The organism is Microbacterium sp. ZW T5_45 (genome assembly GCF_044987415.1).
GTDB lineage: Bacteria > Actinomycetota > Actinomycetes > Actinomycetales > Microbacteriaceae > Microbacterium.
Window position 1 is genome coordinate 79,897 of the sequence record NZ_JBJDRJ010000003.1, and the last position, 11,773, is coordinate 91,669.

An 11,773-nucleotide genomic window follows, 5' to 3' on the forward strand; every position below is an offset into this window, starting at 1 on the left:
CCGCTTTCTCGTGCCCGCACACCATTGCTCTTGGAGGGGTACCCACATGGAACTGCGCACGCGACGCGCACTCGCACTCATCGGATCGGCGGCGGTGCTCTCGCTCGCCCTCACCGGTTGCAGCGTACTCGACGGCATCCTCGGCAGTGGCTCGGGCGACGCGCAGCGCGACGAGGATGGCAACGTCACCGAGAGCGCGAACGTCGGCATCTTCTCCGTGGACGTCGGCGACTGCATGCTGGAGACGTCGACCGGGCTGCTCCAGGACGCGGACCTCGTTCCGTGCGATCAGCCGCACGACCAGGAGGTCTTCTACGAGATCACCCTGCCCGACGGCGAGTTCTCTGCCGACGACGTCGATGCGGCGGGACAGGAGTGCGTCGGCGACCCGTTCACGTCGTTCGTGGGTATCGGCTATCAGGAGTCCGTCCTCGAGGTCACGACCATCAGCCCGACCCAGCAGACGTGGGACGAGTTCAACGACCGGGTCGTCCAGTGCGTGGTCGTCGATCCGGCCGGCTCCGTCTCGACGTCTCTCGCGGGCGCAGCCCGCTGACACCAGAACCGTACCTGAAGGCCCCGTCGACTCCGACGGGGCCTTCTGCGTTGTCGACCGAGACGCATCAGGCCAGCGCGGCCACCGCGTCCTCGATCATGCGCCAGAAGCGCTCTACGTCGAGATCCATGGCGATGGTCGCGTTCGCGGGTCGCCCGAGCGACCCGAGCAGGTCGACGCTCGTCGCGCCGCGGATCTCGGTTCCGTGCAGCTCCACGTCGATCCTCGACCGCACGGACGTGACGACGGACGGGTCGGCCAGCAGCGCCACCGTGATCGGGTCGTGCATCGGCGCGTCCGGCATCCCCTCCGCTTCTGCGTACGTCCCGCAGAAGAAGTCCAGCAGTTCTCGACCGAAAGCCGCCGTCCTCGTACCGCCCGCACCGACCCGGCTGCGAACCGCGGGGGTGATGCGCGCCTGGTGGGTGATGTTCAGACCGACCATGGTGAGGTCCGCACCGCTCGAGAGCACGACGTCGACCGCCTCGGGGTCGGTCCAGGCGTTGAACTCGGCGTAGGGGGTCACATTCCCCCGGGAGGTGGAACCACCCATCCACACCACGCGGTCGATGTGCCGCACGGCATCCGGCCGCTCACGGATGAGGGCGGCGACGTTCGTCAGCGGACCGGTCGCGACGATCGTCGCGTGATCTGAGGAGCCGAGGGTGTCGGCCATGAGCTCGACGGCGCTGCGCGGATCCACCGTGATGTCCGGCTCCGGCAGGTGCGGGCCGCCGAGCGCATTGGGGCCGTGAATCCATTCCGCCGTGTGCAACTCGCCGGCCAGAGGCCCTGCCGCACCGGCGGCGACCGGAACATCGCGGATGCCGGCCACCGTGCACGCGACGAGGGCGTTGTGCGTCGTGTCGGAGAGCCGGCCGTTGCCTGCCACGGTCGTGATCGCGCGCAGATCGATGCCAGGGTGCGCTGCGGCCAACCAGATCGCGAAGACGTCGTCGTGGCCGGGATCGCAGTCGAGGATCACCCGAGTCGTCATCCGAGTGCTCCTTCTCTCCGGTCGATCGCCTCGAGGAGCCTCTCCGCGATCGGAGCGGGAAGGGCGCGGATCGCCGAGACGATGCGCCCCAGGTCCGGCAGCTGAGCCCCGGCACCCGCGACGCCCACAGCCGCTGCTCCGCACGCGTTGGCCATGGATGCCACCAGCTCGGGGTCCGCAATACCACGCAGGAGCCCGAAGATCAGCCCCGCGCAGAAGGAGTCTCCCGCTCCGGTCGTGTCGACGGCCCGGACGGTCGGGACGGGCGCTCGCACGATCGCCGCGCCGATCCGCACGAGCGAGCCGGCGGCTCCGCCGGTGAGCGCGACGACCGAGGGGCCGTGGTCGGCGATCCGCTGCAGCGCGTCCTCGTCTTCGTCCGCACCGGTGAGCCTTCTCGCCTCGGCTGCGCCGATGACGACCGCGTCCACGGAAGTGAGGAACGCGAGGAGCGCCTCGGGCACCGCGGCCACGGGATCGACGGGAACATCGAGAGACACCGTGAGCCCGGATCGCCGCGCCGATGCGGCTGCGGCGACCGCCGCAGACCGCTGCGGCTCGGCGAGGAGCGCATAACCGGAGATGTGGAGGAGGGACGCGCCGTCGAACGACTCGGGAAGGCTCTCCTCACGCAGATGCGCGCTGGCGCCGCGATACGCGAACATGGTCCGTTCGCCGTCGGGTGTCACCGTGATCACGTTGAGCGACGTGCCTTCGACCGCACTGCGCATCACCAGCCTCGTGTCCACGCCCTGCTGGGCGAGACCGGCGAAGGCCTGTTCGCCCCACTCGTCGTCGCCGATGCACGCGATCATGCCCGCGCGCACTCGGAGCCGGGAGAGCATGACCGCGGTGTTCGCCGCCGAGCCCCCGAAACCCATCCGCTGCCGGGTCGCCACACCGTCTCCTCCCGGAGCCGGGTAGACCGGGATGTCGAGGTGGAGGTCCACGTTGAGATCTCCGAGCAGCACGACCTCGGCGGCGAACGCTGTCATGCGACTCAGTCCCCGAGCGCCTGGGCGAAGTCGGCGATGAGGTCGTCCACCTTCTCGATGCCGACCGACACGCGGATCATGCCCTGGGTGATGCCCATCTGCTGACGCTCCTCCTCGGGGATGTCGAGGAAGGCCATGGTCGCGGGCAGCTGGGTGACCGTGCGCACGCCGCCGAGGCTCGCCGCGAACGAGGCGAGCTTCAGGTTCTTGCACACCTGCGCCGCCTGCTCCTCGGTGTCCACGCTGAAGGCCAGCATCGCCCCTGGCGAATCCAACTGCTCGCGGGCGGCGTCGTACTGCGGGTGTGAGGGGTGACCCGGATAGTACACTCGGCGCACCTTCGGGTGCGCCGAGAGCCACTCCACGAAGCGTCCCGCGTTCTCGGTCATCTTTTCGACGCGCAGGGGCAGCGTCTGGATGCCGCGCAGGAGCAGCCAGGCGTTGAACGGGGAGAGCGCACCGCCGAGCTTGGTGAGGGTGTTCCAGCGGATCTGCTCGATCCAGTCGGCCGGCAGGATCTCGGAGTTGATGCTGATGATGCCGCCGACGGCGTCGTTGTGCCCGCCGATGAACTTCGTGGCGCTCTCGAGGACGATGTCCACGCCGTGCTCGTGGGGACGACAGACGACCGGGCTGGCGAAGGTGTTGTCGCAGATCACGACGACGCCGTGCTCATGGGCGACGTCGGCGATCGCGCGCAGCGGCGCGACCTTCATGGTCGGGTTCGCGATCGTCTCGACGTAGACCGCCTTGGTCTCGGGCCGGATCGCCGCGCGCACGGCATCGACGTCGGAGGAGTCGACGAACGTCACCTCGATGCCGAAGTCCTGGATGCGGTGATCGAAGAACTCATGCGTCGAGCTGTACGTGGTCAGGTCGACGACGATGTGGTCGCCGACCTTCAGCAGCCCAAGGACCGCGTGCGAGATCGCCGCCATCCCTGAGGCGACGGAGAGCGCATCCGTCGCGCCGGCGAGCAGCGCCATCTGGTCGTCGAGCTTGTACTCGTTGGGGTTGCCGCACCGGCTGTAGATGTTCACGCTGCGACGTGCGCCGTCGACCACCTGGTCGTAGGCGTCGCCGTCGTACTGATAATTGGCCGACATGAAGATGGGGTAGCTGATCGACTGCGTGCTCTCCTCCGGGGAGTAGAAGACGGCACGACTGGCGAGGCTGAGCTCCTGCGGGTTGTCCACGGGGCGTCCTTTCTGTTCGGGATGGGGAGATCCGGCTGGGGTGCGGCTCACTGCTTGAGCGCGCCGCTGGTGAGTCCGCCGATCACATGTCGCTGGAACACCAGGTACACGAGGAATGATCCGAGCGCGGCGAGGAGGATCGCGGCGAGGAGGACAGGGTAGTTCGTGGTCCGCTCCCCCACGAAGTCGGTGAGACCGAGGGGCAGAGTCTTGTGCTCGGGGCTGTTGAGGATCACCAGCGGGAACAGGAAGTCGTTCCACACCCAGATCACGTTCACGATGCCCGTGGTGAACATCGCGGGCTTCGCGATGGGCACCATGACGCGAGTGAAGACCGCGAACTCGGACGCACCGTCGATCCGTGCCGCCTCGATGAGGTCACGGGGAACCGTGGCGAAGAAGCCGCGCATGATGAGCACCGAGATCGGCAGGTTGAATGCGACGGTCGGCAGGATGACGCCGGCCAGGGTGTCCAGCATCCCGAGCTCCCGGATGATCGCGACCAGGGGCACCAGCGCGATGTATGCGGGGATCGCCATCGCGACGAGCATGATCAGCTCGACCGCCGGCATCCATCGCGTCCGATACACGACGAAGGCGTATCCGGCGGCCGTCGCGATCGCGACGGTGATCAGCACAGACGCCAGCGTGACGATCAGCGAATTCCCCGCGTACAGCGCCAGCGATCCATCGGCGAGCGCCGTCGCATAGTTGTCCCACTGCAGAGCCGTGGGCAGGCTCCAGACGGATTCCTGGAACTCCGGGTTGGTCTTGAACGAGCTGTACACCATCCACAGGAAGGGGAACAGGACGACGATGAGGTGCAGGGCCAGCAGCACCAGCACCGTGATCGCTCCCCAGCCGAGGCGGGTGCGTGGCAGCTGCTCGCGCTCGCGCCTGCGCTCCTGCCGGGGTGTGAGTCTCTCGTCGACCGGCACCGTGACGGCCATCGTCGCCTGGCTCATCGGGACGCTCCCTTCATCGCACGCGGCGTTCGCTGCCGGGATGCAGTCAGTACGAACACTCCGACGATCACGGTGATCAGGAGCTGCGCGATCCCGATGGCCGAGGCGTAGCCGGCTTCGAAGTTGCCGAATCCGGTCTTGAAGAGGTAAGTGGACACGACATCAGTGGCATTGCTGGGGCCACCCCTCGTCATGACGAACACGAGCGAGAACGTCTTGAATGAGGTGACCACCGCGAGCAGCACCGTCGCCTGCACATTGGAGCGGATCATCGGCACGCTGATGCCGAAGAACGTGCGGAAGTGGCCGGCTCCGTCCAGGGACGCCGCTTCGTAGACCGATTCGTCGACGTCCTGGAACGCCGCGACGAAGAGCAGGATGTAGAGCCCGAGGTAGGTGAGGTTCATCACCACGAGAACGGCCGGCATCGCGAGGTTCTTGTCGCCGAGCCATCCCTGCGCGAGATCTCCGAGACCGATCACACGGAGGAAGCCGTTGAGGAGCCCGAAGTACGGGTTGTAGACGAACTGCCAGAGCAGACCGATGCAGATCTCGCTGATGACCACGGGGATCACGTAGAGGAACATCGCCGTGCGCTTGAACCGCGGGATCACGCGCACCAGCCAGTAGGCGATCACCATCCCCAGGCCGACCTGGAAGACGATGGCTGCGACCGCGATCAGCGCGTTGTTCTTCAGAGACGACCAGAACACGGCATCGCCGAGCAGCCGACTGAAGTTGTCGAGGCCGATCCACTCCCTGGGCGAGAAACCGTCCCACTTGTAGAAGGACAGCATCCCGGCATTCGCGAGAGGGTAGGCGACGAACAGACCGAGGAATGCCAGCGCGGGAACCAGGAAGATCAACGCGATCACCGATTCACGGCGCTTCGCACGGTGCAGCCCGCCTCGACGGGGAGTCCCCGAGGGGATGCTCTTCACGAGCACCCCCTCGGTTCGGACATCATTCGCCACGGGTCACTCCCCGGCGCTGACGGCCTCGTCGATCGCGTCGACGGCCTGCTGCGCGTCGATCGATCCTTCGATGAGTCCCTGGAGCGTGGAGTAGTAGACCGTCGTCGCCTTGGGCGGAAGCGCCGTGTCGTAGAACGCATCGAGGTGGGCGGACGGCTCGATGATGTCGGTGACGATGCCGGAGAGGACGGGGCCGGCGACATCGGGGGTGGTCGCGCCCTGCAGCGTCACCATGGTCTTGCGCAGTTCGACGTACTTCTTCATCACGTCGGGGCTCGTCATGTACTTGAGGAACTCGATCGCGAGCTCCTTGTCCTTCGCCTTCTCCGAGACGGCGAAGGCGGCGGCGACGCCGGCGAGGGTGTCTGACGGGTCGCCCGTTCCGCCCTCGATGGTCGGGAAGGGGAAGTAACCGAGCTCGAAGCCTTCGGGGGCATCCGCGGACATCCCGATCTGCCAGGTCCCGTTGAGGACCATCGCCGCCTGCCCGTTGAGGAAGAGGAGATTCGCCTCCTGGTCCGACATGCCGTTCGCGCCGGTGGGGAGGAACCCGTTCTGCGCGAGGCTCTGCAGGGGCTGCGCGCCCGCGGGGTCGAAAGCGATCTCGGCGTCGCCGCTGAGGACGTCGGTGACCTGACCGCTGCCCTTGGTGCGCATCTGGCCGTACTGGAACCAGAACGTGGCGGGCCAGCTGTCCTTGTTGCCGAGCGCGACGGGCACGATTCCGTCGGCGGCGATGGTCTCACTCAGGGCCATGAAGTCGTCCCATGTCGTCGGAACCTTCCACCCCTTCTCCTCGAAGAGCGCGGTGTTGTACCAGACGACCGCTGCGTCGATGTCGATCGGGACGGCGTAGGTGGAACCGTCGAAGCTCACCGAGTCCATCGCGGCCGGGATGAATCCGTCGCCCCAGCCGTCTTCGGCGAGAGCGTCGTCGAGGGATGCCACCTGGCCGCTCTGGACGAAGGCGTCGAGGAAGCCGCCCGGCAGGGTGTAGAAGACGTCGGGGACGTCCCCCGTCGACATCGCTGTCTGCAGCTTCGTCTTGTAGGACGACTGCTCGGCGGACACCTCCTTGATGTTCGCCTCGGGGTGCTCCTTCTTGAACCCGTCGAGCGCCCAGTTGATGAACTCGACCTTGTCGTCCTGCCCCGCATACGCGTGCCAGATCGTGAGGCTGTCGTCGTCACCGCCGCCGGACGAGGAGGACCCGCCGCTGCCGACGCAGCCGGTGAGTGCGGCGACGACGCCCACCGCGATCGCGGCTGCGGTGATGGTGCGGAGATGACTTCGCATGACGACTCCTTTGAACGACACTGTTGGTAAGAGTGGTATCACTATATAGTGATCCACATAGTTGTGGTAGCACCACTTCAGATCGGTATCGATCATCGGAGGAACGCATGGCCCCCCAGGAGAGACCCGGAGCCCTCACGCTTCTGCGCGCCGCCTCGCCGGCGCTGTCCGCGACCGAGCGGCGCGTCGCGGACTGGATACTCACGCGACCCGAACACCTCCTCGAGGCCTCGATGCTCGACGTCGCCCAGGCCTGCGACGTGAGCGACACCACCGTGCTGCGCATGTGCCGCAACGCCGGCTTCGCCGGATTCACCGATCTCAAGCTGGCCCTCGCCCGCGACCTCGCGACCCCGATGCAGCTCATCCACGACGACATCGCCGATGGCGACGATCCGATGACGATCGCCCGCAAGGTGTTCGCGCGCGCAGCCCTGTCGCTGCAGGACACGGTGAACGTGATCGACTCCGACGACTTCGATGCGGCCCTCGACCTGCTCGACGGTGCGCGCAACGTCCTGGTCGGCGGCGTCGGCACCTCGGGTGTGGTCGGCCAGTCCTTCTACCAGCGCTGCCGGCGTCTGGGGATCAGCTGCGATGCGCCCCAGGACTCCCAGGTGCAGAACATCCATGCCGCGCTTCTGGGGCCCGGTGATCTCGTCGTCGCGATCTCCTTCTCCGGAGAGACGAAATCGGTCGTCCGCATGGCCGAGGGCGCTCGACTCGCCGGCGCCGACGTGCTCGTGGTCACCGGCAATCGGGAGTCCCATCTCGCGAAGACCGCCGATGTCGTGCTCCAGAGCGTCTCGCACGAGACACGCAACGAGCCACTGGCGGCCCGGCTGTGCCAGCTCGCGCTGCTCGACGCCCTGTGCGTCGCCTACAGCCACCGCCACCTCGACGAGGTGCTGACGCGCGACCGGCGCGCAGGACAGTCCATCGTCGAGAGCTCATTCTGATCCGCTGTCCCCATCCCCATCGAGGAGCCCCATGATCGTCCAGATCTACACCGCCCAGTCGGCGCAGGAGGCGATCGCGCTCGTGGAGCGCGGCGTCGACCACGTCGGTCTCACCCCGACCACGATCGGACTACCAGGTCAGATCAGCGAGACCGTCGCCGCCGAGGCCGTCGCCGCACTGCACGGTCGTGGGACCTCGGTCGCACTGAGCGTCGAGACCGACATCCAGGAGATCGCCCGCATGGCGGATGCCGTCCGGCCCGACATCCTGCATCTCTGCGGTGAGGTCGGCGCGGTCGATGTCGCCGCGGTTCGCGAGCTGCGTGCTCTCCTGCCCGCGGGAATGCAGGTCATGCAGGCGATCGCCGTCGGCGCCGAGGGCGATCTGCTGCTGGCCAGGGCATACGCCGAGGTCGCCGACTTCCTCATCCTCGACTCGTACACTCCCGATGTCCAGGGAGTGGGTGCCGCCGGGATCACGCACGACTGGAGCCGCAGTGCGGAGATCGTGGCGACCGTCGACGTTCCCGTCATCCTCGCCGGCGGCCTCTCGGCGGAGAACGTCGCCGCCGCGATCGACGCCGTACGCCCTTGGGGCGTCGACTCCCTCACCCGCACCAATCGCCCGCTCGGCGAGGGCCGTTTCGAGAAGGACCTCGATGCGGTCGCGGCCTTCGTCACCGCAGCCGCCTCGGTGCCCGCTCGCTGACGAGACGTCGACTCCGGCACCGACATGATGGCGGCCGTCCTCCCTGTGAGGAGGACGGCCGCCGTTCAGTCCGCTCGATCGCCGCGACCGATGTCAGTCGACGAGGTCGAGGACCGCGCGCACCATGCTCTCGGTGTCGATGCCGTGCAGCCGGTACACGTCATCGATCCCTCCGGACTGACCGAAGGAGCTGACGCCCAGGTGGCGGGCAGGTACCCCGTGCACGCTCGCGAGGAAGGCGAGCGCGTGCGGGTGACCGTCGAGCACTGTGACCATCGGGCGGGCGCGCTCGACGGGGAGCATCCGGTCGAGGATCCAGCTCTCCCCCGCCGCCTGCCCGTTGCGGGCCTGGAGAGCGTCGAACAGCAGCCCGGCGCTCGTCACGCAGACGACATCGACCTCGTGTCCGAGATCCCCGAGTCTCTCGGCGGCCCGGAGGGCGTCCGGGACCATCGCGCCCATCGCGACGAGGGTGGCGACCGGGTCCGCCGCGGTGCGCAGACGGTATCCCCCTGCCACCGCCTGGCGACGACGACGTTCGCGCGCGGCCGGGTCCGCGGGTATCGCGGCGAGGCTCTGGTCGACCGGCTTGGTCGACAGGCGCAGATACGCGGACTTGCCCCCAGGGCGTCCCATCTGCGCCATCGCGGCGAGCAGGAGCCATTCGACCTCCTGCACGAACGCGGGCTCGAAGCTCAGGCATCCCGGTTGCTCCGCGCCGATCGACGGCGTCTTGATCGACTGGTGCGCTCCCCCTTCGGCGGCGAGGGAGACGCCGGACGGCGTGCCGATGAGGATGGACTGACCACCCGCGTAGATGCCGTACGACCACGGTTCCAGCGCGCGTTCGACGAACGGGTCGTACAGCACGCCGATCGGGTACAGCGTCTGCCCCCACCTGCTCCAGGTCGTGCCCAGCTCGCCGATGAGGCTCACCAGGTTGACCTCGGCGATGCCCAGTTCGATGTGCTGGCCGCTCGGGCGCTCCCGCCAGTGCATGATCGTCTCGGGGTCGTCATCGAACCAGTCCTGGCGATCGCTGGTCGACCAGACGCCGACCTTGTTGACCCACCCGGCGAGGTTCGTGCTCGAACTGACGTCGGGACTCGCCGTCACCACACGTCGCGCGACCTCGGGTGCCGATCGGGTGAGATCCATCAGGACTCGTCCGAGAGCAGCCTGTGTCGCCCCGGTGCCCGATGGTGTACGGCCGAAGTCCGCGGGCACGGCGGGAGGAGCCTCGATCGACATGGGCTCCCGCTGCAGCCGATCGGCGGTCTGCGCGCAGAGGACGCCCTCCGGAGAGTCGGGAGCGAACCGCTGCCACGGTGCCGCCGGGTCGGTGCCGAGCTCCGTCGCGAGTTGCTCGTACTGCTCGACCGTGAGCAACGACGAGTGGTTCTGTGGGTGCCCGGCGGTCGGCAGGCCGTTCCCCTTGATCGTGTAGGCGATGATCACGGTCGGACGCGAGTCGTCGATGTCCGCGAACGCTGCGCGCAGCGCGGCGATGTCATGGCCGCCGAGATTCCGGATCGTGGTGACGAGGTCGGCATCGTCGATCTGATCGACGAGCGACCGGATCGCCGCAGCAGATGCTCCCGCTCCCGGCAGTCGGTGTCGCAGCTCCCCCGCGGTGCATCGCAGCAACCGTTGGTACTCGGGGTTCGGCATCTCGAGGATCCGCGCGCGCAGTGCTTCTCCGCCCGGCCGGGAGAACAGCGCCTCCAGGCGATGGCCGAACGGCACGGTGAGGACCTGCCATCCGGCGGCGCCGAACATCCGCTCGATCTTGCCTGCCGCGATGTTCGGCACGACCCTGTCGAGCGACTGGCGGTTGAGGTCGACGATCCAGACGATCTCGCCGAGATCCGGAACGTGCGGGTCGAGCACGGCTTCCCAGATCGCGCCCTCGTCGAGTTCGGCATCTCCCACCAGGGAGTACTGGCGTCCTCTCGCAGACGTGCCGGCGATGGACGAGGCGTAACGACGCGAGATGGCGCCCCAGATGGGTGCGGTCGCTCCGATTCCCACCGAGCCGGTGGAGTAGTCGACCGTGTCGGGATCCTTCGCCCTGCTCGGGTAGCTCTGCAGCCCGCCGAGCGCGCGGAGCGACGTCATGTGCGTCTCGTCGAGTTCGCCGAGGAGGTAGTGGATGCTGTGGAGCACGGGCGACGCGTGCGGCTTGACCGAGACGCGGTCCTCGGCTCTGAGCTCGCCGAACCACAGCGCAGTCATGATCGTGGCGATGGAGGCGCTGGATGCCTGATGGCCTCCGACCTTGACGCCCGAAGGATTCGGCCGAACCCGGTTGGCATGGTGGATCATCGACGTCGACAACCAGAGGACGCGCTGCTCGATGGCGGCGAGAGCGGTCAGTTCTTCGGAGTCGGGACGGGACGTGGCGGCAAGAGTGATGGGGAGTGTCATGGCGATCCTCGAGGAGGGACCCGGCCACGATGCCGGATCCTCGATGCTCCGGCCCTTCTGGGGCGATGCGCTGCAGACGTCGTGGTCTCCAACGGTGTGAGCAGATGAAGCAGTAGGTGCGACCAGTGCACCACTCACGTCCGGAACGGGCAATACACTTGCCTCAGATTGATCAGAACGCCCATTTGGGCCTGTGCCTCGCGAAGGAGCCTGCGCACCATGACTTCCTCGACCACTGCAGATCGAACCGATCGCCGCCTGATTCTGGAACTCATCCGCTCCCCGGCGGCCACGATCGTCGCCCTTGCCGAGCGGGCCGGCCTCGCACGCAACACCGTGCGTGCGAGGCTCGCGCGCTACGAGGACGGAGCGCTGCGCTCGTTCCAGCGCCGGGTCGACCCCGCCTTCCTCGGATACCCGCTGAGCGCGTACGTGCTGACGAAGGTGACCCAGCGCAGACTGGACGACGTCGGCGTGGCTCTGCGCAACATCCCCGAGGTCGTCGAGGTCCTCGGCCTGTCGGGCATCACGGACCTGATGATCCACGTCGTCGCGCACGATGCGGACGACCTGTACCGCATCGCAGGTCGGATCCTCGACATCGACGGAGTCAAGCGCACGACGACCGGTCTGGTGATGCGGGAGATGGTCCCCTATCGCGTGGAGCAGTTGCTCTGATGCGCAGAGAAAAGGGAAGCC

At 67.5% G+C, this 11,773-nt stretch carries 11 protein-coding genes; 4 read left to right on the forward strand and 7 right to left on the reverse strand.

Translation table 11 applies throughout. The annotated features are described in order from the left end of the window. Nucleotides 1–46 precede the first annotated feature (46 nt). Nucleotides 47–556, forward strand: coding sequence for a hypothetical protein (locus ACI3KS_RS02245; RefSeq protein ID WP_404914755.1), 510 nt, complete (start codon nt 47–49; stop codon nt 554–556). Nucleotides 557–623: 67 nt separating this feature from the next. On the opposite strand, the gene ACI3KS_RS02250 is transcribed toward ACI3KS_RS02245, so the two are convergent. From ACI3KS_RS02250 to ACI3KS_RS02275, 6 genes are read right to left on the reverse strand one after another with little or no spacing between them, the layout of a single operon-like run. Further along, nucleotides 624–1,553 (reverse strand): nucleoside hydrolase, encoded by a 930-nt coding sequence (locus ACI3KS_RS02250; protein WP_404914757.1) that lies wholly within the window; start codon nt 1,551–1,553, stop codon nt 624–626. After that, on the reverse strand, nt 1,550–2,548 hold the full coding sequence (locus tag ACI3KS_RS02255) for a carbohydrate kinase family protein (RefSeq protein WP_404914759.1): 999 nt from the start codon (nt 2,546–2,548) through the stop codon (nt 1,550–1,552). Before ACI3KS_RS02255 ends, ACI3KS_RS02250 begins: the two co-directional genes overlap by 4 nt. A 5-nt stretch (nt 2,549–2,553) precedes the next feature. After that, nucleotides 2,554–3,744 (reverse strand): trans-sulfuration enzyme family protein, encoded by a 1,191-nt coding sequence (locus ACI3KS_RS02260; protein ID WP_404914761.1) that lies wholly within the window; start codon nt 3,742–3,744, stop codon nt 2,554–2,556. A gap of 47 nt (nt 3,745–3,791) precedes the next feature. After that, on the reverse strand, nt 3,792–4,709 hold the full coding sequence (locus tag ACI3KS_RS02265) for a carbohydrate ABC transporter permease (RefSeq protein WP_404914763.1): 918 nt from the start codon (nt 4,707–4,709) through the stop codon (nt 3,792–3,794). Continuing rightward, the gene (locus ACI3KS_RS02270) at nt 4,706–5,683 is read right to left on the reverse strand and encodes a carbohydrate ABC transporter permease (protein WP_404914765.1); all 978 of its coding nucleotides are present in this window, start codon (nt 5,681–5,683) and stop codon (nt 4,706–4,708) included. The genes ACI3KS_RS02265 and ACI3KS_RS02270 overlap by 4 nt, the downstream gene beginning before the upstream one ends. Nucleotides 5,684–5,686: 3 nt before the next feature. Further along, nucleotides 5,687–6,979 (reverse strand): ABC transporter substrate-binding protein, encoded by a 1,293-nt coding sequence (locus ACI3KS_RS02275; protein WP_404914767.1) that lies wholly within the window; start codon nt 6,977–6,979, stop codon nt 5,687–5,689. A gap of 107 nt (nt 6,980–7,086) precedes the next feature. On the opposite strand from ACI3KS_RS02275, the gene ACI3KS_RS02280 reads away from it, so the two are divergent. Both ACI3KS_RS02280 and ACI3KS_RS02285 read left to right on the forward strand, forming a co-directional pair. Continuing rightward, on the forward strand, nt 7,087–7,938 hold the full coding sequence (locus tag ACI3KS_RS02280; RefSeq protein ID WP_404914769.1) for a MurR/RpiR family transcriptional regulator: 852 nt from the start codon (nt 7,087–7,089) through the stop codon (nt 7,936–7,938). A gap of 31 nt (nt 7,939–7,969) precedes the next feature. Beyond that, complete coding sequence (locus ACI3KS_RS02285) at nt 7,970–8,647, forward strand: phosphoribosylanthranilate isomerase (protein WP_404914771.1); 678 nt, start codon at nt 7,970–7,972, stop codon at nt 8,645–8,647. Nucleotides 8,648–8,740: 93 nt separating this feature from the next. Here the strand turns inward: ACI3KS_RS02285 and ACI3KS_RS02290 are convergent, their stop codons facing one another. Further along, nucleotides 8,741–11,074, reverse strand: coding sequence for a transketolase-like TK C-terminal-containing protein (locus tag ACI3KS_RS02290; protein ID WP_404914773.1), 2,334 nt, complete (start codon nt 11,072–11,074; stop codon nt 8,741–8,743). A gap of 219 nt (nt 11,075–11,293) precedes the next feature. Here ACI3KS_RS02290 and ACI3KS_RS02295 point away from each other — a divergent pair, with 219 nt between their 5' ends. Continuing rightward, nucleotides 11,294–11,752 carry an Lrp/AsnC family transcriptional regulator gene (locus ACI3KS_RS02295; RefSeq protein WP_404914775.1) on the forward strand — a complete coding sequence of 153 codons (459 nt, stop codon included), beginning with the start codon at nt 11,294–11,296 and terminating at the stop codon, nt 11,750–11,752. Nucleotides 11,753–11,773: the final 21 nt, after the last annotated feature.

Bases quoted from the DNA above. Each gene is read 5' to 3' on its own strand.
- ACI3KS_RS02245 (WP_404914755.1), top strand. From the start codon at position 47: ATGGAACTGCGCACGCGACGCGCACTCGCACTCATCGGATCGGCGGCG.
- ACI3KS_RS02250 (WP_404914757.1), bottom strand. From the start codon at position 1,553: ATGACGACTCGGGTGATCCTCGACTGCGATCCCGGCCACGACGACGTC.
- ACI3KS_RS02255 (WP_404914759.1), bottom strand. From the start codon at position 2,548: ATGACAGCGTTCGCCGCCGAGGTCGTGCTGCTCGGAGATCTCAACGTG.
- ACI3KS_RS02265 (WP_404914763.1), bottom strand. From the start codon at position 4,709: ATGAGCCAGGCGACGATGGCCGTCACGGTGCCGGTCGACGAGAGACTC.
- ACI3KS_RS02275 (WP_404914767.1), bottom strand. From the start codon at position 6,979: ATGCGAAGTCATCTCCGCACCATCACCGCAGCCGCGATCGCGGTGGGC.
- ACI3KS_RS02280 (WP_404914769.1), top strand. From the start codon at position 7,087: ATGGCCCCCCAGGAGAGACCCGGAGCCCTCACGCTTCTGCGCGCCGCC.
- ACI3KS_RS02285 (WP_404914771.1), top strand. From the start codon at position 7,970: ATGATCGTCCAGATCTACACCGCCCAGTCGGCGCAGGAGGCGATCGCG.
- ACI3KS_RS02290 (WP_404914773.1), bottom strand. From the start codon at position 11,074: ATGACACTCCCCATCACTCTTGCCGCCACGTCCCGTCCCGACTCCGAA.
- ACI3KS_RS02295 (WP_404914775.1), top strand. From the start codon at position 11,294: ATGACTTCCTCGACCACTGCAGATCGAACCGATCGCCGCCTGATTCTG.